Raw genomic sequence first — 24,181 nt, 5'->3', positions numbered from 1 at the left:
TCTCTACTGCGCTGGCCAATGAGTGATGGCAGACATATCCATATCGGTATGCTGCACCTCCGGCCCAAGTTCAATTTGCTTTCCTTTTCTAATGAACACGGCCATCTCGGCTAAGCCCAATACGTCTTCCTTATAAACGCCCCCTTGTACTACCTCTTCACCGCTCAGAGAAACCCACTCTCCTTTAGGAAGGTAATATTTCACTTTGCCACCGGGTACCAAACAAGGCACCACCAGCAAATCATCGCCACACATAAATTGATGCTCAAACGCGTGAGACAATGGCTCATCAGGGAAGGCAAGCACCATGGCACGTTGTACCGGCAACCCGGTTTTTGACGCCTGTGTCGCGACAGATTGCAAATAGGGAATAAGCCGATAGCGCAGCTTCAATGCACTAAATACGGCATCCGATGCTGCTTTCCCATAAGACCAGGGTTCCCGTGGACCAATCCCGTGTAAACGCATGTGGGCGCTAAATACCGATGCCTGTGCCCAACGCACATACAGTTCAGCATCGCGACAGTCTTTGTAGAACCCCCCGATATCTGTCGCAAAGAATGGGCCGCCTGACAACCCCCATGACAAACTGCCTCGCAAACTTGCGGCAAGACCTTGCCAGTCAGCCTGCGGGTCGCCCCCCCATTGTGCTGGATATCGCTGACTACCTGTCCAGGCTGAACGGCTAAACAGAAACGGGCCCGTTTTACAGTACTTTTCTGCGGCTTCGTAGACACAGCGGTTATATAGCATACTGTAAACGTTGTGCAGTCGATGCCCCGAGTCTCCGCTGAACGAAAGCATATTATCGTCTTCAATTTGTTCGCCAAAGTCCGCTTTAATCATGTCGATACCAAGTTCAAATAGCGGACGGTGGGATTCCCGCCAAAAGGCATAAGCTTCTGGATTTGTAAAATCCAGTATTCCCGATTCCGGCAGGGGCGTCAGTACCTCGCCAAACGGGCTCAAATCCCACTCGTAGCGGTATGCATCTGACGTACGCTTGTCTCTTATCAACCACCCTTTTTCTCTGGCGGTTTCAAACAGCGGATTATTCACGGAAATCATGGGGTATTCCCATACGCAAATTTTAAAGCCCAGTGATTTGAGTTCGTCTATTACAGGTTTTGGGTTTGCATACCGCTTTGGATCCCATTCAAAGGCAAAACGAGTATCGGTATCTTGCCAAGCTCTTCCATCGAGTGTTATGACGTCGCAGGGCATGTGCTTTTCTCTGACTTCTCGTGCTACGGCCAAGAGTTCTTCTGCATCCCGGTAATATGCTTTAGAGAGAATAACACCTAAGCTCCAAGTGGGCGGTATTGGCGCAAACCCAGTGAGTTCACTGTACTTGTGCAAGCTTTTAGCCGGTGTATCTTCGTGATAAAGAAACATATCCAAGGCAGCGTCTTCTACCAGACAAATATAGGCTCGCTGAGACCATTGAGGGAAGCCTACGCCGTGGGTAACGGGGGCGGGAGTATGGACAAACAGGTTCCAGCCTTTTGGGCTCCACGCATACGGTGTATTTTTATAAGATTTTTCTGCATTCACGCCCAGGGCATCATGATTGTAGGAGCGCACCAACTGACCACGCTTATTTACACTGCCCCATTTTTCACCCAGGCCATAGACCCCTTCGTCGTGATCCAGCTCGAGACTCACTAGCCAACCTTTTTCAGTTTTGGCGAAAGGCGGTACACGATGCTGACGAACAAAATGACCATCAGTCGCACTTTGCTGGATGAGTATATCGTTCTTATAGAGTTTGAAGTAAAGTGGTGCAGAGAATAGTTCGAGGCGATAGGCCCCCGCCAGTAGCGTACTGTGCGTCTGATCACCAGAGTATTGAAGTGGTTCATTAACAGGCTGAGAGGCAAGTATTTCAAACCCGGCATCATGACTTTCACCACATTGAATGCGCAACCCAAACGCGCTCACCGATAATTTGAGATCACCGAATTGCGTAGGTACCACTAACACATCTTCCCCGTTGAGGAATGGCGCGGCCGTGATTGTGGCAGCTTCGATGGCGTTCCAGTCTGGCTCAACAACACATAACGAATTACTCATTTACCCATATCTCTTGATGTCTTATATAAGATATAAGTTAATGAAATGTAATTTAGGTGTCAATCAACAATTGAAAAAATATGATATCGACTTAACAACTCACACCACAATGTTGTGTGCAATCAGGGTCACGCCACTCATCGCCAGCATAGTAACAGCGATAACACGAATAATTGACGGTTCGACCCGCGTAGCGATCAGGTGACCGGCACGAGTAAATATAAGCACCACCGGCACCGCGCAGAGTGTGGCGATAAGAATATCAGAACTGGGGACCGTGCCGAAGGGAACCATACACAGCCTTATCACTGCCGTGATTGTAAACACTGCCAGCAAAGTAAATCGTATTTCACTTACCGACCATTGTTGTCGGTAACACTGAAATACCACGGGCGGCCCAAACGTAGAAAAAAGTCCCCCCAGTAGCCCACCTAACATACCGGCAATACCGAACCCTCGCCGTCGTCCGGAAGCTGCTTTTTTACGCTTGACTAATAGCAGGATACAGCACACTAAAATGGCACAGCCCAGCAATAAATTAAGCCATGTTGTCATACCCGCAGACATATATTCGAGTAGTGCATAGCCCACGACCATAAAAGGAATTCCCGTGAACAGTAAAATGTAAAAGGCCGGCTTGTTCACTTTGTCTGTATTCTTGATCACCAGGCTCACCGAGTTAAATAAGCTGAGAAAGCTAACGATAAACGTAGTGGCGGTAAGTGGCATAATATCGAATAGCGTAAAGCTGGACACTACCATCAGACCGAATCCAAATCCGCTTAGCGTCTGTAAAAGTGTAGCAAGAGCCAGTAAAGTAAACATGGGAAGTAAAATGTCTGGCAGCATTCAGCTATATTCCTGAGATCAGTGTGATTTATATCAAAAGTGCGCTATAACTCTTATGTATGATATAACAACAAAAGCAAAAAATAGTAGGTAACAGTTCAATGTCATCATCTCAATTCGATCACAAACTCGGCGGCCCCAGCCTGGCTTTTCAGCCTCTCTATCAACAGGTCGCAGAATATATTAAGCAACTGATCGTTGAACGCCGGTGGCAACCGGGCGAAATGTTACCCAGTGAATTTAAATTGGCTGATGAGTTTAACGTCAGCCAGGGAACCGTGAGGAAAGCTCTTACACTTCTCACCGATACTAAAATTGTATCCCGCCGTCAGGGCGTAGGCACATTTGTATCAGAACACACAGCCCAAGATGCCCTGTTCCGTTTTTTCCCTTTGCAGGCCGATGGCAAAGGGGCAGATCTCCCCAAGGCCGAGTTACTCAGTCAAGAGCAGATAGACCCACCTGAAGTGTTACAGGTAGCCTTGGCTATTTCGGCGAAAGAAAAAGTGGCTAAACTCAAGCGCCGCCGTATTCTCGATAATGAATTTTGCATGCTGGAAACCATTTTCCTGCCAGCTAAATTCTTTCCTGCAATAGAAAAAAGGGAAGATATCCCACATACCCTCTATCATTTTTACCAGACTGACTACAATCAAACTGTGTTTAAAACCCGTGACAGTATCAAGGCCGTATTGGCCACAAAGTCAGACGCGAAAAGTCTGGGAGTAGAAAAAGGTGCGCCTTTGTTACTGGTTACCCGTATTACTGAATCGATAGATGGCAAGCTCATAGAGTATCGCGAAAGTAAATGCCGCACAGATCACTATCACTATCAGGTTGAACTCGACTAAAACGCCTCGTCTTCTCGCTCCGCTACCCCAATATGCCAGTTGTCGATACTGACACTTAACCTGCAGTCAGTACTATTTTTTGTACCAGAGGCAAGTATTGCGGCTGCCGTTTCGACCCTGAGTAAAAAACTCAGTCTCTCACACAAATGTTAACAGCTTGTTGACAATGGCATAGCTGTATAATAACTTATGTCTTATACAAGACTAAAGTGTACTAGTTATCTTAGTCAGTCTCAACATTAAACCATAAGGTAAGACGAGCAATGCAAACAATACCACCCGTGGGCTTTGGCTTTTGGAAAGTCGATAAAGCGGTATGCGCTGATACCACCTATGACGCGATAAAAGCCGGTTACCGGCATCTCGACTGTGCGTCGGACTATGGTAATGAAAAGGAAGTAGGCGAAGGCATTAAACGCGCCATCGCCGATGGTCTGTGTACCCGCGATGAACTGTGGATAACCTCGAAACTGTGGAATACATTTCACGCCCCTGAACACGTAAGCCTTGCACTTGAGAAAAGCCTGTCTGACTTGCAGCTGGATTACCTGGATTTGTATTTGATTCACTTTCCAATCGCGCAGAAGTTTGTGCCTGTTGATACCCGTTATCCTCCTGAGTGGTTTTACGACCCGGATGCAGACGAACCTAAAATGGAATTGGCGCCTGTGCCCTTGTACCAAACCTGGCAGGCCATGGAAAAATTGGTTGACGATGGCAGTGTCAGACAAATAGGTGTATGTAACTACAATACCGGGTTGTTAAACGATTTGATGAGCTACGCTCAGATAAAGCCTGCCATGTTACAAATTGAGTCCCACCCTTACCTCACCCAAGAAAGGCTTATTCGTCTGGCAAAAAGTTACGGACTCAGCGTCACCGCGTTCTCGCCTTTAGGTGCACTTTCTTACCTCGAGCTGGAAATGGCAGACAAAACCGAGTCGGTACTTGAACAGGAAGTCGTGAAACAGGCGGCAGAATCTCACGGTAAAACACCTGCTCAGATCGTACTTCGGTGGGGTATTCAGCGAGGAAATGCGGTCATACCGAAAACATCTAAATTTGAGCGAATGAAAGAAAACCTCGCCCTGTTTGACTTTGCTCTCACTGAGGACGAAATGCAGGCAATTTCCGCATTAAACTGCAATCGAAGATTCAATGATCCAGGCCATTTTTGCGAGGCGGCCTTTAATCGCTTCCACCCTATTTACGACTAGGAGTCAGCCATGACAGATTCAACTGCAACTTCACCCGTAGAGTACGTATCCGTGGCGACGCAACACACCTACAAGGACAGTGTGTTTCCGCAGATTGTTGTGAACAACGGGCGCTGCAAAACAGTAGCCGACACAATGGCCTTTGTGCGCGAAAACCAATCCGAACTGGAAGCGCGTTTAGCAAAATCCGGCGCGCTACTGTTTCGCGGATTCCCAATTGAATCGGCAGAGACGTTTGATACGTTTTCTGCCGGGTTTGGCTATCCAAACTTTACTTATCAAGAATCCTTGTCCAATGCGGTTAGGATTAACTTTACTGAACGGGTATTCACCGCCAACGAGGCGCCGAAAGATGTTGAGATATTCCTGCATCACGAAATGGCGCAAACACCAATTTCTCCGAGCAAGCTGTTTTTCTTTTGTCAGTCAGCTGCAGAAGAAGGCGGAGCGACACCACTTTGCCGTTCAGACAAACTGTTCGAAGCACTAAAAGCGGAAGACCCGGACCTGGCTCGTGATTTCAAGGAGAAAGGCCTGAAATACACAACCACAATGCCCGCGGCAAATGATGCTAACTCAGGACAGGGAAGAAGCTGGAAAAGCACCCTTAGCGTTGCCACAGTAGAAGCAGCAGAAGCGAAACTAAAAGAATTGGGCTATCACTGGGAATGGCTGGAAGACGGCAGCCTGAAAGCCATTACCCCCGTTCTACCTGCGGTGATCGACCTAGATGATGGTTCAGAAGTATTCTACAACCAGCTCATAGCCGCATACATGGGTTGGAAAGGCGTAAGACAAAATCCATCTTCTGCTATCACCTTTGGTGACGGCAGTCCAATACCCAAAGAAGGCCTTGAGCGAGTGTCAGTATTAGCTGAAGATTTTACTTTCGATCTAGACTGGCAGGACGGCGATGTCGCTATTGTTGACAACTATCGCGCAATGCACGGACGCCGCCCCTATTCCGGCGAACGAAAGCGCGTAGTACTGGTTGCACTTGTCGCATCTGAGCGATAACCCAATGACTGGCTTGGCAGTAACGTGCAAACGCATTTGGCCGGGGCTGGGCATTGCCACCATTACCGGCATGGCCGCTTTGTTCTTAAGCGAGCACTATCAAGCTCCGGCAATGCTGTTTGCGTTGTTACTGGGTATGGCTATTTCGTTTCTCTATCAGAACAATTCGCCATGTGCTTGTGGTATCGATTTTACTGCCAGCACTCTGCTGCGGGCAGGTGTCGTGCTGTTGGGGTTGAGAATCGCCCTTGGTGATCTGGCTATTTTGGGCTGGCAAACTGCACTTATGCTAGCTGCAGCTATTTTGACTACCATTGTACTGGGTATCATTATGGCGAAGCTGTTTGGCATGCAGAAGCGCTTTGGTGCTCTCACCGGAGGCTCGGTCGCTATTTGTGGTGCATCTGCCGCGTTAGCCATTTCAACCATCCTGCCCAAAGGCAACAATCACGAGCGTGACACGCTGCTTACTGTTATCGGTGTTACGGCTATGTCTACCATTGCTATGGTGATATACCCGATTGTCGCCGGGCAGCTGAAAATGACTGACACCGAAGCCGGTATTTTTCTCGGCGGAACAATACACGATGTAGCACAAGTCGTTGGTGCCGGTTACTCGGTATCGGAAAGCGCTGGCGATATGGCCACGCTCACTAAACTGGTACGCGTGGCCATGTTGATGCCTGTGGTGCTGATCATGATGGCCGGAGTCCGGCGTTTTTATAGAGCAAACGCGCACATCGATGGCGGCGATGTCCCCAAAATGCCAGTATTTTTGATTGGCTTTATCGCACTGATGTTGCTCAATAGCTGTATTCAGTTACCTCAATTTGTCATTGATACCGGCACTCAAATATCGCGCTTTTTCCTGGTAGTTGCGATTACTGCCATTGGCATGAAGTCCAACTTAGGTAAACTTGCTGAAGTGGGCATGGTGCCCATTGTTATGATTGTGTTCGAAACCCTTTGGATTGCATTGCTTATTCTTGGGTATTTATATTTTATTTAACGCGAGTACGCGCCACCAGCCACAACGAATTAACGGGTTATAGTTACTGGCAACACGAGGAAGTTAACGTGAAGAAGAAAGGCCTGCATGCACTCTACGCTGAAGATCCACACAAGGCAGATGAATACGTGTTTGGCAGAACCAGCCAGCCTCTTACCCGGCGCGGCTTTCTGTCTGGACTCAAGTCGCTATCCGCCTTATTGGGTGCGGAAATTGTTTACAGTCAGTTTATGCCAGCGGGCCTCATCCCCGCGGCTTTGGCCCAAGATGACACTCCGTTTACCATTGCGGGTAAAGACGGGCTAGTGGTATTGAACGATCGCCCCCTCAATGCAGAAACGCCGGCCCACTTGCTTGACGACGAGGTCACTCCCGCCTCGCGCTTTTTTATTCGCAACAATGGGATCGTTCCACAAACACCAAATCCAGACACCTGGACACTGGTTATTGAAGGCGAATCTGCTGCGCAGAGTAAAACCTTCACCCTATCGGATCTCAAGACTCAGTTTAAACACTACACTTATCAACTCACCCTTGAGTGCGGGGGCAATGGTCGGGCAGAGTTTTCGCCTGCTGCCACCGGAAATCAGTGGACAACAGGCGCTGTAGGTTGCCCGCGCTGGACCGGCGTGCGTTTGAAAGACGTACTAACGGCTGTAGGCGTCAAACAAGACGCAGTTTATATTGGCTATTATGGTGACGATCTGCACTTGAGCAGAACACCGGGTAAAGCGTCTATCTCTAGGGGTGTTCCTATTGCTAAGGCCATGGAAGATGAATCCCTCATCGCTTGGTCAATGAACGACGCCCCCCTGCCCCTAATGAACGGCTTTCCATTGCGACTCGTCTTTGGCGGTTGGCCGGCTTCAACATCAGGAAAATGGCTGAAAAAAATTGTCGTGCGCAACCAGGTACACGACGGTGCTAAGATGCTCGGTAAGGCCTACCGTACCCCGTGTAAACCTGTTGCGCCTGGCACATCGGTGGCGGACGAAGATATGTGTATTATTGAAGCCATGCCGGTTAAATCCCTCATTACCTACCCTAAGTCAGGCATCAATCACCCCCTTGCCAAATCACTTGAGGTTCGGGGCCACGCTTGGTGCGGTCACAGCGCCGTCAGCAAGGTACTTACATCGATAGACTTCGGACAAACCTGGCAATCAGCATCATTAACCCGGCCAGTAAATAAGCACGCGTGGCAGCATTTTAAAACCGAGCTGACTTTCCCAACAGATGGCTACTATGAAATTTGGGCTCGGGCGGTAGATGAAAACGGTCGTGCTCAGCCAATGGTGCTGCCGGGCTGGAACCCCAAAGGTTACCTCAACAACGCCTGCCACCGCATCGCGGTAAAAGTGGTAGCGTGAATCATTTCACTTCTCAAAACAAGGCCGTAGAATGTATTTCCATTTTCTAAAGCTTGCGATGGTATGCTGGTTGTTGGTGAGTCCATCAGTCTCGGCCAGTCAGGAAGACCAACACGGTGAAATAGTCACTGATGCGCAATCAGGGTTAGTTGTTGCCGAAGGTTCGCAACTTGTGTTAGCGCATTGCAGTGCATGTCACTCTCCTTCGCTTATCGCGCAAAACGCCATGAGCAGAGAACGCTGGCTGGAAACCATTAGATGGATGCAAGATACACAAAAATTGTGGCCTTTGGGCGATGCTGAGCCAGTTATTCTCGACTATCTGGCAACATGGTACGGACCAAAGCAAAGCGCGCGTCGTCCTCCAATACCACAGCACCTAATGCCAAGCCAATGAGCCATAAACAACATACAATGAACCATGGTTTCCACTACCCGAGCCTGTCATGCCCAGAATAACCGCTGACAAAAATACAGGAGCGTAAAGGCTTGAACGCTGCGCCTTTAGCCCACGAAAAACATATTGCCATACAGGTTTGTCGTTACGAACCTGACAACGTCAATATAGCCATTCGCCCTTGGTTATCTGAGAAGGAACTGACTCGGCTGGCAGGTATGAAAAGCCCTCGCCGGCAAGCTGAATTTACTTTGAGTCGCTTTTTAATCAAACGGGAACTCGGCTTGACCAAACACAATGCTTCGCGTATTCACCTGTCACTGTTAAAGGGCTATTTGCGCGCTGACGGCTACCCGGGCTCAGCTATCGCGCTCTCTCACAGTGCGGGCACTATTGCCTTTACAGTTTTTGACCCGCGCCAGCATTCCCTGGGACTCGATATTGAAGTCCATAATGAAAAGCGAAACGTCAGTGAACTGAGTAATCTATTCAACCCCGCCGAACACACCGCCAGCGCCATTGAGTTTTATCGAATATGGACCCTCAAAGAGGCATTGGCCAAAGCACTGAATCAACCATTGCAGACCATTTTATCTTCGTCTGTCTTACATTTACTGGCGCAGCACAATTTCTCGTTCCACAGCGAAACGCCTGCTGACATGACTTGGTCCGTCGTACACAATATGTCGCCGAGCGTGCCGGTAACCATTCACGCCCTGCAACCAATGTAGTCGTGAACACAGTATCGTTTTCACTTTTTACCTTCTGAAAGAGTTACAGACAAAGGGATAAAGTTTTCCCGAACTTGTACTCCGCGCCACTCGCCAAACGGCCAGAAAAACAAAAAAATCAAACTATTCATAGTGTTGAAGAACTTTCAGCTCAACAGATGTGTTGGTATACCCTGTGCAACGTTAAGCATATTTGTCCGTGCTATACGCTCAGTCCGATGGGGATGAGGAGGGAAAGATGTCAACAACACAATCAATTTTCAAACAGGGAGAGAACTGCTGGGCCACCAGCGCAGCCAGTTATGCCGCTCCTTTGATTGACTGCGGAAACTACTACAAAGCACTACACTCATCCATTGTTAAAGCCAAACACAGTATTTTTATCGTGGGCTGGGACATCGACAGCCGGATCCGCCTGCTTCGCGGCGAAGATGATATTCGCAGTGATGCGCCTTCAGTGGTAAGCGATTTACTCGCCTGGAAGGCCAAACAGTCTCCCGACATCAGAATTTACCTTCTGAGGTGGGATTCATCCCTGGCTTTTTTTGCCCAAAGAGAAATGTGGGCCAAAGAAGTATGGGATGAAAAAACCCCGGACAATGTGCAAACAGAGTTGGACGACACGATCCCCATGGGAGGCAGCCAGCATCAGAAGATTGTCGTTATCGACGATGAACTGGTGTTCTCTGGCGGTATGGACATCTCAACAAACCGGTGGGATACCCGGGATCATGCGGTAAACAGTGAGGAAAGAAAAGGTCCTGACGGTACCTATGGCCCACTCCACGACGTACAAATTGTGTCTGCTGGGCCCGTGGTCGAAAGGTTTTGCGAGTTGGTGCGCTGGCGCTGGTTGCGCGTAGCACAAGCGGAGCCCATAGCGGTTCGCGAAGACGCGCAAACTGCCATAGACAGTCCATTGCCAGATGCCTGGCCCACTGACTTTGAGCCCTGGTTTGAGAAAGTCCACTGCGCATTGGCAAGAACCATTCCATTTATGGATGAAGTCGAACCCGTTCAGGAAGTCAGGCACATGTTGCTCGACCTCATCGCTCAGGCTGAGCGAGTGATATACATCGAGAACCAGTTTACTTCTCGTCAGGAAATTGCCGAAGCGCTCAACCGACGCCTGAAGGAAAAACCCAACTTACACGTCATCATCGTCAGTTCCTATGAGCCGAAGGGAAAATTTGAGTGCGAAGCGTTTTGGGCCGGCCGCATCGAGTTCAAGAAAATCCTTGAGGATGGCATTTCGCCAGACAGGATCCTAATGTCATACTCTTCCATTACTAACGAAATCGGAATAAGCGCAACAAAGCGCATCCATTCAAAAGTCATGACCGTGGACGACAATTACCTGGTGATCGGTTCGTCAAATATCAGCAATCGCTCCATGTCGCTGGATACGGAAATTGACATGGTGCTGTTTGGCAACTGCGAAGACAACCGCCGCCAAATTAGCCGGGTAAGGGATGACCTTTTGGCGGAACACACCGGCAGGACCCTGAATGACGTGTCAGCCCTGATGACTCAGAAAAACCCTGTGAGGGCGCTTATGGAAGGGCAACTTGCCCACGGATATGTATTGACTCAGGTACGGGATGAAATTTTTACAGACCAAGCATCCGGAAAAAACTTTTTCTCCAGTTTGTCTGATCCGGAAGAGCCGCTTATTCCGCCCATGCCTACACTCGGAGGCACAGTAATGCCAGTAAAAAACCCCCGCAGACGTACTATTATGATCAGTATCGGCGTGCTCTGCGTTACTATTCTGGCAGGCCTATTGCTTACAGCCAGTCACTTTATTCCGTGGTTATCCACAGACAACATTAATGCATTTTTAGAAGAAAGTCGCGGGACCTACTTTGCCTTGCCTACCGTATTACTGGTTTATCTTGTTGGCGGCTTCTTCTTCTTCCCTGTCACAGTAATGTCATTGGCAGTTTCTGCCATTTTCGGCCCGGTGTGGGGGCCGCTGTACGGTATTTTAGGAGCCTTACTCAGCTCGGCCTGTATGTTTGGCATAGGCAATCTCGCCGGCAACGCGGGTCTGAAAAAAATTGGCGGCCCGAAGGTCGAAGTCGTAGACAGGAAGCTAAAATCCAGCGGTATCGTGGGTGTAGCGGCAATAAGAATGCTACCCATCGCCCCCTTTAGCTTGGTCAACCTCGTAGCTGGTATTTCTTCAATCGGCTTAGTGCAATTTCTCGTCGGCACCTTTTTGGGTATGTTTCCTCCCATGATAGCTAAAGGCCTGGTCGGTGATTCCATTACGCAAATCTTTCGCAATCCGTCACCGGAAACCATCTCTTACCTTGTTGGTGGCATCGCGTTGTGGGCCTTGATGATTTGGGGTTCGCAAAAAATTGCCAAACGCTACCAGGCTCGCAAGCAAGCGGAAAAAGCGAAGGGCGAAGAATGTATCGCATAATAAGTTACAACATCCACAGTGGTGTGGGTACAGACAAGCGGCACGACTACCGACGGATTGGCCGATTCCTGGCAGAGCAACGTGCTGATATCGTGTTACTGCAGGAAATGGATACCCGCGCCCCTGACCGTGAAATCGAGTCGGACATCCGCGATATCTGTGCTGATAAGGTATTTGAGTTGGTGCCGTCCCCCGCACTCGTAGAACCTTCTGGATGGTATGGAAATGCGCTTCTTACGCGCTTTCCGGTAATAGCGCAACACACACTAGACGTCAGTCAACAGGGGGTTCAGCCTCGAAACATTCAGACGGTAGAACTGATGACGCCACAAGGACCGCTCACGGTGATTAATACCCATAAGGGGTTAACAAAAAAAGAACGTCGCTCACAATTTAGAAAACTTCACGAATATATTGCCTCGATACTGGCCACGAAACCAAGCCCGGTGATCCTCGGCGGCGACTTCAATGAGTGGCAGTTTTTTACCCGTGCATTTCGTCATCTGGACAAGGTTATGCAGCAGCATAAAGTAGGCGCCACCTTTCCCAGCGTATTGCCATTGTTTTCTCTGGACAGATTTTGGACGTCCCCGGACATTCGGCTAACAAGGATAAAAAAACTGAGAAACCGTCAAACTAAAATACTGTCTGACCATCTTCCGGTGCAGGCTGACATTTGCTTGCCACTAAGCCTGGCAAGCGATTAGGCACAGGCTACAGTCAACCGTCCGTGATGTAACCGTCCTCGCCAGTGATTCAACGCTTGCTCCTGAGCTGCAACACGGCGAATAACATCCTGCATTTTCAGGTTGCTGTCTGACAATGTCACACTGCGGCTAGTAGCGAGATATACCTGGCGCTTCATCTCAGGCTGCTCAATTTTAAGCGCCTTAACCAAGCCGCTTTCTTCCAGGTGAAAAATGGCAGAAGAAGGCAAGATCATGGCACTTTCACTTTGCAATAGTTGCCTGAACGCAGTCATTAACTGGCCGGAATACCCACCGGTATAATTCAGGGCAACACCGGTCTGTTTTTCGTAGTCCTGGATGAGTTTGCCCAGTGCATCACGCTCTCCAGGACTGAGCAAAGCAAACTCACTCAACTCCCAAAAAGCAATACTATTTCTGTCTTTTAATGACTGATAAACTGCGGATGCTTCGTTTGCCCCAACAACGAGGTACATGTATTCTTCTATTAGCGGCTGACACACCATAATGGCGGGGTCAATATCCTGCTCGTAAGTGATGGCGATATCGATCTCGTTTTTCTCTAACCAACCGCGAACGGAATAGGACGGGCCAGTACTGATATCCAGTTTTAGCTTCCCCTTAGTTAGTTCAGCTTCCGCTATCAGTGACATCGACAGCACGTTCCCGATCGAGGGCAACATTCCCACCTTTACTGTACTTTCCCGTTCGTCAGTCAAATAACGTAATTCAGCTTTTGCCGCGTTGATATCATCCACAAGCTTGCGCGCGTGTTTGGCGAAGATGTCACCCGCTTCGGTAAGCGACACCCCCTTGAAACTGCGGTGGAAAAGGGGAGCGCCCATTTCCCGCTCCAGGTTAGCGAGTTGCTGACTGATCGCTGGTTGTGCAATATCCAGTTCTCTTGCGGCAGCAGCAATACTGCCCGCTTTTGCAGTAATTAGAAAATACTGTAGCTGTTTGGAATTCATCCGGCCTGTCTCCTGACACTGGTTACGTCTAATTCTGTCAGTACTTGCCCTTACTTATTGTCGTGTCACATCCTGTTAACGTGGGACTTTTCCTGTGACGCAGCAAGCCATGTGCCAATTACAGCTCTATGACATCCACCACACGTAAAAAAAACGTTAATCAGGCACTCATTGACATTTAGTTGCTCTCTGCAGATTATCTCTTACCCTATGATTAATTAGTGTTTTTTTGCTAGCTCAACATTTTTCTTATACCCCTCAATATTCTTTTTTCTTCCGTCATGCGTCGATGTTTTTTTAGTCTGGCAACTACACAGCGCGAAAATAAATACGCGCACTTGATGTAGCCTGCTGCATTCAAATGGTGCTGCTGTGGACCACAGTTGGGCGAGAGTTTTACTCAGTCCGCGATATGAAAAATAAGAGCAATCAAGCATAACTCTGGGAACACACATGATGAAAATAAGAAAGCTCAGTGCATCCGTTTACGCCGGTCTGACCGGTTTATCAATGGCAATGGCACTTACTCCGTCTGTATACGCACAGGAAGCGGATACAACTGACGCCGACCCGTCTCTGGAAAGAATCGCGGTAGTCGGTGCCCGCGGTGCACCTCGATCAGTAACGAGTTCACCGGTACCCGTTGATGTACTGACTGCTGAAGATATGGAAGGGGTCGCGTTTTCTGACATGAACGATGTTATGATGACCTTAGTTCCCTCTTATTCTCTTTCCCGTCAGCCTATTTCTGATGGCGGCACATTTATTCGCCCCGCCACACTGCGAGGTCTTCCTACCGATAAAACCCTGGTTCTGGTGAATTCCAAGCGCAGACATCGGGCAGCACTGGTTCAAATTGGCGGCTCGGGTACCCAGGGACCGGACCTTGCCACCATACCCACTGCGGCAATCGGTTCAGTAGAAGTACTTCGAGATGGCGCAGCCGCCCAGTATGGCTCTGACGCCATAGCTGGGGTTATTAACTTCCAGTTGAAAAATAACACCGAAGGAGGTTCGCTAACAGCCGAAGTTGGGCAGTATTACGAAGGCGATGGCGATCAAATCGTTATTAGTGGTAACAAAGGGTTTGCCCTTGGTGATGATGGATTCTTAAGTATCTCCGCAGAATACACAGATTCCGAAGCCACGTTCCGCGGTGAACAGTACTGTGAAAGCTGGTTTTGTGTTACTGATCAGTCTGATGAATACATTGCAGCAGCAATTGCAAACGCAAACGACGTTCACGGCTCTGACGAAGTTCAACCTTGGGGCCAGCCAAATAGCAGTGGTACGAGAATTTTCTTTAACTCAGGTTATACAATTTCTGATGCTGTAGAGTTGTATGCGTTCGGTAACTATTCTGAAAGTGAAGGCGACGGTTCGTTTTTCTATCGTTACCCAGGAAATGGTACAATTGAAGATATTCGTCTGGAGGATGGATCGGTGTGGAGTCCCTCCGAATTCTTCCCCGGTGGTTTTACGCCGCGGTTCTTTGGTGATATTACAGACTACTCATTGGTGGGTGGCCTCAAGGGCATGAGCGGTGCCTGGACTTATGATATCAGTGGCCGTTATGGTTCAAACGAAATTGAATACACACTGAAAAACACCATTAACCCGTCTATGGGGAACCTGTCTCCAACATCGTTTAACCCTGGTTCATTGACCAACGAAGAACTGCAATTCCAAGCGGATTTTACCTATGATCTTGCTGAATACATCCTCGCATTTGGAGTTAGTTACCTCGATGAGTCTTACGACATTGCCGGTGGTGAAGAATCATCATACGAGGCTGGGCCGTATGCCTCTGCAGACCCGTGGGGTTTTTGTAATGACGACGGTACGGCAACTGCTGCCGGGTCAGCCATCTCGGGGTTAGACTGTGCCGACTCTGGCGATCCGGTGTATACTGTTGTAGGCGTAGGCTCTAATGGCTTCCCTGGCTACTCACCTGAATTTTCAGGAGAGTACACCCGTGATTCCTACGCGGTTTACGGCGACATTTCTGGCGATGTTACCGACGATATTTTCATGCAGGCGGCACTGCGATATGAAGATTATTCAGATTTCGGCTCTGAATTAGTATACAAAGTCGCAGGTATTTACCAAATCACCAGCGAGATAGCTATCCGTTCATCTTACGGGACCGGTTTTCGCGCTCCAACACCGGGTCAGCAAGGTACCACTAACGTTTCAACCAGATTGCCGAACGGCTTCCCGGTGGCAACCGGATTATTCCCGGCCAGCAGTGCTGTTGCCCAAGCATTGGGCGCAAGTGATTTGGCGCCTGAAAAATCAACCAACTTCACTTTGGGTATGACTGGCGACTTCGGCGACTTTACCCTTACCGTCGATTACTACAACATCGATTTGGAAGACCGCCTGAATGCAATCTCAACACTGGACGTAAGTTCTGATCCCAACGCAGAAGATCCGGAAGACTATCAACGTTACCTCAGTCTGGCGAATGCCGGTGTTTCTGGTGCGGAATCCATTGGCGGTGTTTTCTACTTCCAAAACGCCTTCGACACCAAAACTGAAGGTTTAGATGTCGTAGGTACTTATAGCATGCAGTCTGATATGGGTGACACCACAATCACAGCATCCTTCAACTACAATAAAACCACTTTAGAAGACGATCCGCAGAACTTCTACAACGCAGAAGACGAATTCGATTTGGAAAATGGTACGCCTGACATACGTGGTGTAATGTCAGTGAAGCATAGTTATGAAGACTGGATGGTTGTAGCCCGGATGAACTACTACGGCGAGTACGAGAATGCAGCAAACAGCGATCTCATTATCACGCAGAAGTTCGACCCTCAAGTACTGTTTGACCTCGAAGCGACTTATCACATCAGTGAGAACTTGTCGTTAACCGCGGGGGCACGAAATCTGTTTGACGAATACCCGGATGCGGGCTCTGAAGAAATGGGGGAAACCTGTTGTGGACGCATCTACCGTTCCGACTCTATTGTCGACTGGCAGGGCGGCTACTATTACACCAAGCTGGCCTTTACTTTCTAAGTCACGGTCGCAAGGTGTTCCCCCTCGGAAAGTCGACCCCTAGTGGTCGACTTTGCCGATTTTAGCGCGACTAAGCGCGCAGAAACGATATACACAAATGTGTGAGGTTATGTTGTTATGGAAATAGAGTTGGTCTGGTTTGTGCTAACGTTATGTGCGGCAGGTGCCATTGCCGGGATAACGTCAGGCCTGTTTGGCAATGGCGGTGGTTTTGTAGTTGTTCCTGCCCTGTCTATTGTTTTCCCATTTTTTGTTCCGGATTCCGATGAAATTGTAAAGGTTGCCATTGGCACATCACTGGCCTCGATTGTGGTATCGAGTCTGCGCTCCGTTATTGCCCACAAAGCAAAAGGCGCAGTGGACTTTGAAGTGCTCAAATCATGGTCTGTGTGGATTGTCCTTGGTGTCATAGGCGGCCTGCTAATCGCCGACAACACCAGTGCTGGCGGCCTTAAAATCGTCTTCGCAGCAGGGGTATTGTTGTACTCTATTTACTTCTTGTTCCCCGACTTTGTCGTCAGGCCGGGGGTGTATTTCTCTATGCCCAAAGGTATCGGAAGGGCGTCGTTGGCATTTGTCCTCGGCGGTTTTTCAGCCCTTTTAGGGATTGGCGGTGGTACTCCCACAGTAATTACAATGGTCATGTGCCGCCGATCCATTCAACAAGCGGTAGCTACCGCTGCAGGTGTAGGCTTTCTCATCGGCTTGCCCGGTGCGATTGGCTTTTTGTTTATGCGCCACTCTGAAACCGCCGCGTTGCCGGTAGGGACAGTAGGCTACGTCAATATCCCCGCTCTGATAGCCATCAGTATTGGCGCCATTATGACCGCGCCCATTGGCGCCAATATGGCCCACAGTTTCAGCGAAAAAATGCTCAAACGCTTATTTGGTATCTATTTGATAATTGTGTCGGCGGGCATGTTTTACAAAGCATTTTAATTTTTACGCTTTCTAAAAAGGAAAATAATGATGACTCACAACCCTTCGCGACGAATTTTCTTGGGAGGCAGCCTTGCCGCAACCGCAGCAAGTTCTACCGGTATTCTCACGCCGGCTGCACTGGCGGCCAGCCCCTCAATGGACGTGCCCAAAGTGATATACGGGCCACAGGCAGGCATTGCAAAACTCAACGCAAACGAAAACCCCTATGGTCCCAGTCCTGCCGCCCTCAAAGCCATTGCCAATGCCTCCTCAAGTGGCGGCGCTTATTACGCATACAATGCAGGTATGTATCTTACCGATATGATTGCAGAAGAGTACGGACTGTCGGCTAAAAATATTTCAGTAACAGCCGGTTCCAGCTTAATACTGGCATTTGCTGCCCTGGCAGCTACCAGCAAAGGCGTCATTCTCGGGCCGGATTTATTTTGGGACACCACCTCTAAAGCACCGATACGTCAGGGTGGCCCTGAAATAAAACGGGTTCCCAACACGGCAGATCTGAGTATCGATTTAGACGCTATCTATAACGCCATCGATGACAATGTGGCCATGGTACACATTTGTAACCCCAATAATCCAACGGGGAAAATCCTCGACCCCAAGAAACTCAAAGCGTTTTGCATTAAAGCTTCAAAAAAGACGCTCGTCCTCGTGGATGAAGCCTACAATGAACTAATTGAAGACGGCCCATCTCACTCCATGATTCCGTTAATAAAACAGGGCCATAATATCATTGTAGCCCGAACGTTCTCGAAAATATTTGGTCTGGCAGGTATGCGCGTGGGATACATGCTAGGTTCCGAAGAGAACATGTCATTTATCAACAGGTTTGGACTGGGCGGCTATTCGCTGAATCAGGCAGGCCTGGCTGCGGCCATCGCGAGCTACAAAGACGAAGCCTTTAAAGATTTCTCCCGCGAAAAAGTAGCTCAAGCCAAAGATATGATTTTGACAGCAGTTAAGGAAAATGGTCTCACCGCACTCCCATCCAGCACTAATTTTGTCTTTGTAAACCTTGGCGATAACGGCGATGCCAACGCATTTCAAAAAGCCATGGCAGAACAAAACGTACTCATTCGCGGCCAGTATCGCGCTTATAAACCTTGGTCCCGAGTAAGTACAGGGCGTATTGAAGACGTAAAAATGTACGTAGATGCAATACCTAAAGCACTAGAAGCAATATATCGCTCGTAATTCACTTTACCTACACGTTTAATACAAAAGGGAGCAATACTGCTCCTTTTTATCTTTTTCACTACTCCTATCCTCAAAATTACGACTAATTAACTAGTGACATTTGCGACAAATAAGAAAGTTGATATTTTTTATCTTCTTTACTTTCATTACTGAAATTCTTGTCTATAACTAAATTAATATTTGTTACCCGCGCCGCCTGCATTGCGATTCGAATACACAAGCATCCCATCGTGCTTTTCACAGCAGATTCGCAGTATTGGCCTGAACATGTATATGGAATATCAGTATGAAAAGTAACTCAGGTATGGTTTATTCCTTACGAACTTTACCCCCTCTTGCCTATATTGCCATGCTCGTCAGCATCGCCGTGGGTTGCGTGCTTACGTCGTTGGCATTGCCCTATCCAGGTGTCGTACTCGCCAGTTTTGGTGTGTTTTTAACGTTCGCCATTGCGGGAGGCAAGACTTCACCTTCAAAGGCGCCTGCTAGCAACGTGTATACTGACCCAGTCGAGCCAGCGAGTTCAGGTGACCTTTCGGATATCACGGTGCAACTGTCAGAAATCATGCAGGATTGCGACAAGAATCTGTCAGATATATTTGATACCCAAACCCACGCGGTAAACACGTTAAGCGAGGCATTTTTAAACTTGCAACGCCTGGTAGGAGAACAAAATACGTGTATTTCACAACTGATCCACGCTGATTCTGACAGTGGGGAGATGTATTCGAATCGCATGCGTCACTTTGCTGATGAAACAGAAAAGTCATTGGATAAATTTCTCGAGTCTACTGAACAAATTTCTGCAGGTACCACCACTATCTTAGAAAAAGTTAACCGCATTTACGACACAATGCCCACGGTTCTAAAGGCATTAGGTGACATTGATGATATTTCAGCACAAACCAACTTACTTGCACTCAATGCTGCCATTGAAGCCGCGCGTGCCGGAGAAGCAGGTAGGGGCTTTGCCGTTGTTGCAGACGAAGTACGGGCCCTGTCAAATCGCTCTACCCAGTTCAGTGGTGTCATTAAAAAGCAAATGGAGAATATTGGTGTACAAATTGACGAACTAACTCAAGACGTCAGAACCCTGGCAGCACAAGACACCAGTTATATTGTGGAAGCAAAAAAGGACATTCAGGGAGAGCTCGACCAAATCATCATCAAAGCAGAACGCGATGCTCAGACCACCACCCAACTGGAATCTATTTCAGAACAGCTGGACAACGCAATTGGCAACGCCATCAGAGGCATGCAGTTTGGCGATATTAACGGTCAAAACCTCACTTATACTCAAGAAATGCTTTCTTTTGTAAGCGAGCAAATGCCCGTCATCGGTTCAGGTGATGCAACGCAGGCCCAGAACAATCTGCAGGATTATCAGATTAACATGCGATCCAGATCCAAAGTCGATCACAACCCTGTGTCGGCTAATAGCATCGACGCGGGTGAAGTTGAATTGTTTTAGCCTCCGGTAGTCTAGGGAAACAAAAAACACATTTTTAACGGGAATTATCTTCAAAAGTCGGGAGCAATATGAGTAAGAACATTCTAATCGTTGATGACTCGCCATCTATTCGCCAGATGGTTGAAGTTACATTGAAGTCAGCTAACTATACAGTCACCACTGCGGTGGACGGACAAGACGCTTTGGATCAGTGCAAATACAAACGCTTTGATTTCGTCCTGACAGATCAAAACATGCCGCGAATGGATGGGCTTACCCTCATTAAAAATCTGCGCGGTATGTCAGCCTATGCCAGAACGCCCATCATCGTTCTAACCACCGAAGCCGGCGATGACATGAAAGCAAAGGGTAAGGCTGCTGGTGCTACAGGCTGGATGGTCAAGCCCTTTGACCCAACTAAACTTCTCGCCGTTGTCGGCAAAGTCCTCGGATAGTTGTTACAGGAAGCCGTAATATGTCAATCGATATCGAACAATTCCACGCCGTGTTCTTTGATGAAAGTCAGGAACATCTTGATGACATGGAACAACTGCTCATGGAGTTGGACGTTGAAGATCCTGACTTAGAACAGCTGAACAGTATTTTTAGAGCTGCGCATTCGATAAAAGGCGGCAGTGGAATCTTTGGTTTTGATGCGTTAATGGGGTTAACGCACATCATGGAAAACCTGCTAGATAAAGCGCGAAACCAAACCATCTCCCTAAATGTACCCACTGTCGATCTATTTTTAGAAACTGTAGATTTGTTGAAGGTCATTCTTGATGCGTACCGCAATGACGCAGAATTGCCCGCGGAAGAGATAGAAAAAGGAAAAGCTGCGCTGGAAAAAGCCCTCGCCGATACAGGTGCTATAGACACTCCACAAGCAGAGCAGACGGCAAATAGCACAAGCGACGATGACGAGATTGACGGCTTCGGTTTTTTTGACGAAGACGACCCAACAGACGACAAACCATCAGCGCATACAGAGAACGATACCAGCGAACTTTCCTCATCGAGCGAAGAAATTGATGGTTTCGGTTTTTTCGACGAAGCGCCACCCCAACCCCAATCCCCGGAAGAAAAGGCAGGATACGGTTTTTATAGATCGGTGGAAGCTATTGCCGCAGATGCAAAAGCGGCCAGCCAGATGCCCGCGCCCAATGAGAAAGGGGCAACAAAATCCGCTGCAAGAAAAGCAGCCAAACCCGCTGCCAATAAAGAAGCGTCATCAATCAGAGTAGATACGCATAAGATTGATGCCATGGTAAATCTGGTGGGTGAGTTGGTCATTACTCAGTCGATGTTATCTATGATCAGTGAGGAAGTGACTGGCACGGTAGGGCAAAAACTCCAAACTGCTATCGCTGAACTCGAGCGCAATACCCGGGAGATCCAGGAATCGGCTATGTCCATGCGCATGTTGCCGGTGAATATGACGTTTAACCGGTTCCCCAGAGTGGTCAGGGATTTATCGACCAAGCTCGGTAAAAAAGTCGATTTAATCATTGAAGGTGGTGCCACTGAAATAGACAAGAGCATGATAGAAAAACTGGTTGACCCCCTGACTCACCTGGTTCGCAACAGTATTGATCACGGTATAGAGACAACCGAAGACAGAATTGCAGCAGGTAAAAACGAAACGGGCACGGTGACACTGCGAGCTGCACAGCGCGGTAGTTCCATAGTTATCAGCATTATTGACGATGGGGCGGGATTGAGCCGCGAGCGAATTCTGGCGAAAGCTGAAGAGAATGGTTTAGCCGTTACCCCTGACATGCCAGACAGCGAAGTATGGTTACTCATTTTCCAAGCTGGCTTTTCTACTGCTGCAGAAGTCACCGACGTCTCCGGCCGGGGCGTTGGCATGGATGTGGTAAGACGCAACATTGAGGGCATTGGCGGACGCATAGAAATTGACTCCCACAAAGGCCTGGGGTCCGCCTTCCACATTCACCTTCCACTAACACTGGCTATTGTGGACGGGATCTGCGCTGCGGTTGGGGATCAGACGTTTGTTATCCCGCTTGTCAACATTATTGAGTCGCTACAGCCCAAAAAATCTCAGATAAAACTGATAGGTAACGATCGCCTGCTTTGGATTAGAGAGCAATACTGGCCCCTGGTCCCCCTTCACCAAACCATGTATGTAGAGGACGCGGTCACCAACCCGACTGAGGGAATCGTCGTGCTGATGGAAAGCAGTAAGCGCCGCTTTGCCATTCAGGTGGATTCCCTGTTAGGACAGCAGCAGGTCGTAATAAAAAGCCTTGAGCATCACTACAAAAAAGTGCCCGGTATTTCCGGTGCCACTATTATGGGTGACGGAACCGTCGCTATGATACTTGATGCTGATGCAATCGCTGACCTTTGCAAAACAATTCCAGAAGAAGAGCACGCCGTATGACAAACGGCCACAGTCTTCAAGCAGCTGTGATAAAAGTGATAACCCTCGGATACTGAAACGTGCAAACACATCTGAAGAGAAAACCCATGTATGAATGACAAAACTCATCAGGAATTCTCATTTAACGGCGATGACTTTGAAAGGGTTCGCAAAAAGTTGTATCGCAAAGCCGGGATTTCGCTGTCAGACAATAAAGACGCTCTGGTTTACAGTCGTCTGGCCCGCCGTTTGCGGGCCCTTTCACTGCAAAGTTTCGATGAGTATTTAACCTATTTAAAGCGCACACCGGCAGAAGAAGAGCACTTTATCAATGCACTCACAACGAATCTAACCTCATTTTTTAGGGAGCCCCATCATTTTACAGCCCTCGCACACTATTTGCGGGCTCACCCTGGAGAGAAAACCATTTGGTGCGCAGCAAGCAGCACAGGAGAGGAGCCTTACTCCATAGCAATGACCGTTGCTGAAGTGTATGACAGTTTTGACAATCCGGTAGCAATTATTGCGTCAGATATAGACAGCCAGGTATTGGAAAAAGCGCAGACAGGGATTTACCGCGAAGACACCACGAAAAATTTAAGTGCCCAACAATGTCAACGCTTTCTGCACAGAGGTAAAGGCACACAAAACGGGAGGGTAAGAGTGGTGCCTGAACTGCGTAAGAATGTCACCTTTAGACGCATCAATTTGACGGATACGTCATGGCCCATCAGGGGGCCTATCGACATTATATTCTGTCGCAATGTAATGATTTACTTCGACAAGCAAACTCAGATTTCAATACTAAAACGGATGATTAATCTATTGCCAGACGACGGACTTTACTTTGCAGGACACTCTGAGAATTTTAATCACAACCAGGATATTGTTTTGCCAGCAGGTAAAACGCTATACCGGCCAGCCCGTCATAGGCGTCGCTATGGTTGAAAAGTTTAACGATGGCAAGGCTCAAGCAGCAAACACTTACTTTGATGCCAGGTTTGTTCGCCAAGCGGTTAAAATTCTGCCGGGGGAGTATTTTGCCACCAGCAACGATACCCTAATGGTTACTGTGGTAGGTTGTTGCGTTTCTACTTGCCTGATGGATTTACACAATGGCGTCACGGGCATAAATCACTTTTTGTTGCCATCGGACAAAGGCGCAGAAGGTGAATTCTGCGAGGCCTCGCGCTACGGCATGTACGCCATGGAACTCCTTATCAACCAAATGTTGGCGTTGGGGGCAGATAAGCGTCATATGCAGGCCAAAGTGTTTGGTGGAGGTAATGTGGTAAGCGGTATTTCAATAACAAACCCAGGACAAATTAACGCAGAGTTTGTGACCACATATTTAAGGCGCGAAAACATACCGCTTATCGCCAGTGACTTACTGGAAGATTACGCGCGCAAAATCTATTTTTTCCCAGATACAGGTGAAGTGTTGGTCAAGCGGATAAGGAAATACAACAACTCTACTATTATGGATCGGGAGAGTGCTTACCGAATGAAGCTCAGAGAGCGACCCGATGAAGGTATATTTGAATTATTCGAATAGG

20 protein-coding genes are annotated in these 24,181 nt (G+C 48.3%); 17 read left to right on the top strand and 3 right to left on the bottom strand.

Annotation, left to right across the window (positions count from 1 at the left end):
• Positions 1–3: 3 nt before the first annotated feature.
• Entirely contained in the window at positions 4–2,073 is a 2,070-nt protein-coding gene (locus tag KO518_RS05085; RefSeq protein ID WP_216024765.1) for an alpha-xylosidase, read from the bottom strand.
• 99 nt (positions 2,074–2,172) lie between these two features.
• Positions 2,173–2,922 (bottom strand): TSUP family transporter, encoded by a 750-nt coding sequence (locus KO518_RS05080; protein WP_216024764.1) that lies wholly within the window; start codon positions 2,920–2,922, stop codon positions 2,173–2,175.
• Positions 2,923–3,023: 101 nt separating this feature from the next.
• On the opposite strand from KO518_RS05080, the gene KO518_RS05075 reads away from it, so the two are divergent.
• The 9 genes from KO518_RS05075 to KO518_RS05035 all read left to right on the top strand — a co-directional run bounded on the left by KO518_RS05075 (position 3,024) and on the right by KO518_RS05035 (position 12,652).
• The gene (locus tag KO518_RS05075) at positions 3,024–3,773 is read left to right on the top strand and encodes a GntR family transcriptional regulator (protein WP_216024763.1); all 750 of its coding nucleotides are present in this window, start codon (positions 3,024–3,026) and stop codon (positions 3,771–3,773) included.
• Between the two features lie 263 nt (positions 3,774–4,036).
• Positions 4,037–4,990 (top strand): aldo/keto reductase, encoded by a 954-nt coding sequence (locus tag KO518_RS05070; protein WP_216024762.1) that lies wholly within the window; start codon positions 4,037–4,039, stop codon positions 4,988–4,990.
• Between the two features lie 9 nt (positions 4,991–4,999).
• Positions 5,000–6,007: a TauD/TfdA family dioxygenase gene (locus tag KO518_RS05065; RefSeq protein WP_216024761.1), complete on the top strand. Its 1,008-nt coding sequence runs from the start codon at positions 5,000–5,002 to the stop codon at positions 6,005–6,007.
• 4 nt (positions 6,008–6,011) lie between these two features.
• A complete protein-coding gene (locus KO518_RS05060; RefSeq protein ID WP_216024760.1) occupies positions 6,012–7,016 on the top strand; it encodes a YeiH family protein in 1,005 nt (334 codons plus the stop codon).
• Positions 7,017–7,099: 83 nt separating this feature from the next.
• Positions 7,100–8,386, top strand: coding sequence for a sulfite oxidase (locus KO518_RS05055; protein ID WP_371742277.1), 1,287 nt, complete (start codon positions 7,100–7,102; stop codon positions 8,384–8,386).
• Between the two features lie 31 nt (positions 8,387–8,417).
• The gene (locus tag KO518_RS05050; RefSeq protein WP_252735952.1) at positions 8,418–8,783 is read left to right on the top strand and encodes a hypothetical protein; all 366 of its coding nucleotides are present in this window, start codon (positions 8,418–8,420) and stop codon (positions 8,781–8,783) included.
• A gap of 92 nt (positions 8,784–8,875) precedes the next feature.
• Positions 8,876–9,514, top strand: a complete 639-nt coding sequence (locus tag KO518_RS05045) for a 4'-phosphopantetheinyl transferase superfamily protein (RefSeq protein WP_216024759.1) — start codon at positions 8,876–8,878, stop codon at positions 9,512–9,514.
• Between the two features lie 238 nt (positions 9,515–9,752).
• Entirely contained in the window at positions 9,753–11,945 is a 2,193-nt protein-coding gene (locus tag KO518_RS05040; protein ID WP_216024758.1) for a VTT domain-containing protein, read from the top strand.
• A complete protein-coding gene (locus KO518_RS05035; protein ID WP_216024757.1) occupies positions 11,933–12,652 on the top strand; it encodes an endonuclease/exonuclease/phosphatase family protein in 720 nt (239 codons plus the stop codon). Before KO518_RS05040 ends, KO518_RS05035 begins: the two co-directional genes overlap by 13 nt.
• On the opposite strand, the gene KO518_RS05030 is transcribed toward KO518_RS05035, so the two are convergent.
• Positions 12,649–13,623: a LysR family transcriptional regulator gene (locus tag KO518_RS05030; protein ID WP_216024756.1), complete on the bottom strand. Its 975-nt coding sequence runs from the start codon at positions 13,621–13,623 to the stop codon at positions 12,649–12,651. The genes KO518_RS05035 and KO518_RS05030 overlap by 4 nt on opposite strands.
• A gap of 456 nt (positions 13,624–14,079) precedes the next feature.
• On the opposite strand from KO518_RS05030, the gene KO518_RS05025 reads away from it, so the two are divergent.
• The 8 genes from KO518_RS05025 (at position 14,080) to cheD (ending at position 24,180) form a co-directional block, all read left to right on the top strand.
• On the top strand, positions 14,080–16,650 hold the full coding sequence (locus KO518_RS05025) for a TonB-dependent siderophore receptor (RefSeq protein ID WP_216025443.1): 2,571 nt from the start codon (positions 14,080–14,082) through the stop codon (positions 16,648–16,650).
• A gap of 117 nt (positions 16,651–16,767) precedes the next feature.
• Complete coding sequence (locus tag KO518_RS05020; protein ID WP_216024755.1) at positions 16,768–17,589, top strand: sulfite exporter TauE/SafE family protein; 822 nt, start codon at positions 16,768–16,770, stop codon at positions 17,587–17,589.
• Positions 17,590–17,619: 30 nt separating this feature from the next.
• On the top strand, positions 17,620–18,786 hold the full coding sequence (locus tag KO518_RS05015; protein WP_216025442.1) for a histidinol-phosphate transaminase: 1,167 nt from the start codon (positions 17,620–17,622) through the stop codon (positions 18,784–18,786).
• A gap of 289 nt (positions 18,787–19,075) precedes the next feature.
• Positions 19,076–20,260, top strand: coding sequence for a methyl-accepting chemotaxis protein (locus KO518_RS05010; protein WP_216024754.1), 1,185 nt, complete (start codon positions 19,076–19,078; stop codon positions 20,258–20,260).
• A gap of 68 nt (positions 20,261–20,328) precedes the next feature.
• The gene (locus KO518_RS05005; protein WP_216024753.1) at positions 20,329–20,694 is read left to right on the top strand and encodes a response regulator; all 366 of its coding nucleotides are present in this window, start codon (positions 20,329–20,331) and stop codon (positions 20,692–20,694) included.
• A 20-nt stretch (positions 20,695–20,714) separates the two neighbouring features.
• Entirely contained in the window at positions 20,715–22,646 is a 1,932-nt protein-coding gene (locus tag KO518_RS05000; RefSeq protein ID WP_216024752.1) for a chemotaxis protein CheA, read from the top strand.
• 90 nt (positions 22,647–22,736) lie between these two features.
• Positions 22,737–23,573 carry a CheR family methyltransferase gene (locus KO518_RS04995; RefSeq protein ID WP_216024751.1) on the top strand — a complete coding sequence of 279 codons (837 nt, stop codon included), beginning with the start codon at positions 22,737–22,739 and terminating at the stop codon, positions 23,571–23,573.
• Entirely contained in the window at positions 23,566–24,180 is a 615-nt protein-coding gene (gene cheD / locus KO518_RS04990; RefSeq protein WP_216024750.1) for a chemoreceptor glutamine deamidase CheD, read from the top strand. The genes KO518_RS04995 and cheD overlap by 8 nt, the downstream gene beginning before the upstream one ends.
• Position 24,181 lies beyond the last annotated feature (1 nt).

This window comes from Aestuariibacter sp. A3R04, assembly GCF_018860805.1.
Classification (GTDB): Bacteria; Pseudomonadota; Gammaproteobacteria; order Enterobacterales; family Alteromonadaceae; genus Alteromonas.
Note: the sequence above shows the minus strand (reverse complement) of the source record. Positions and strands in the feature narration are given on the sequence as shown.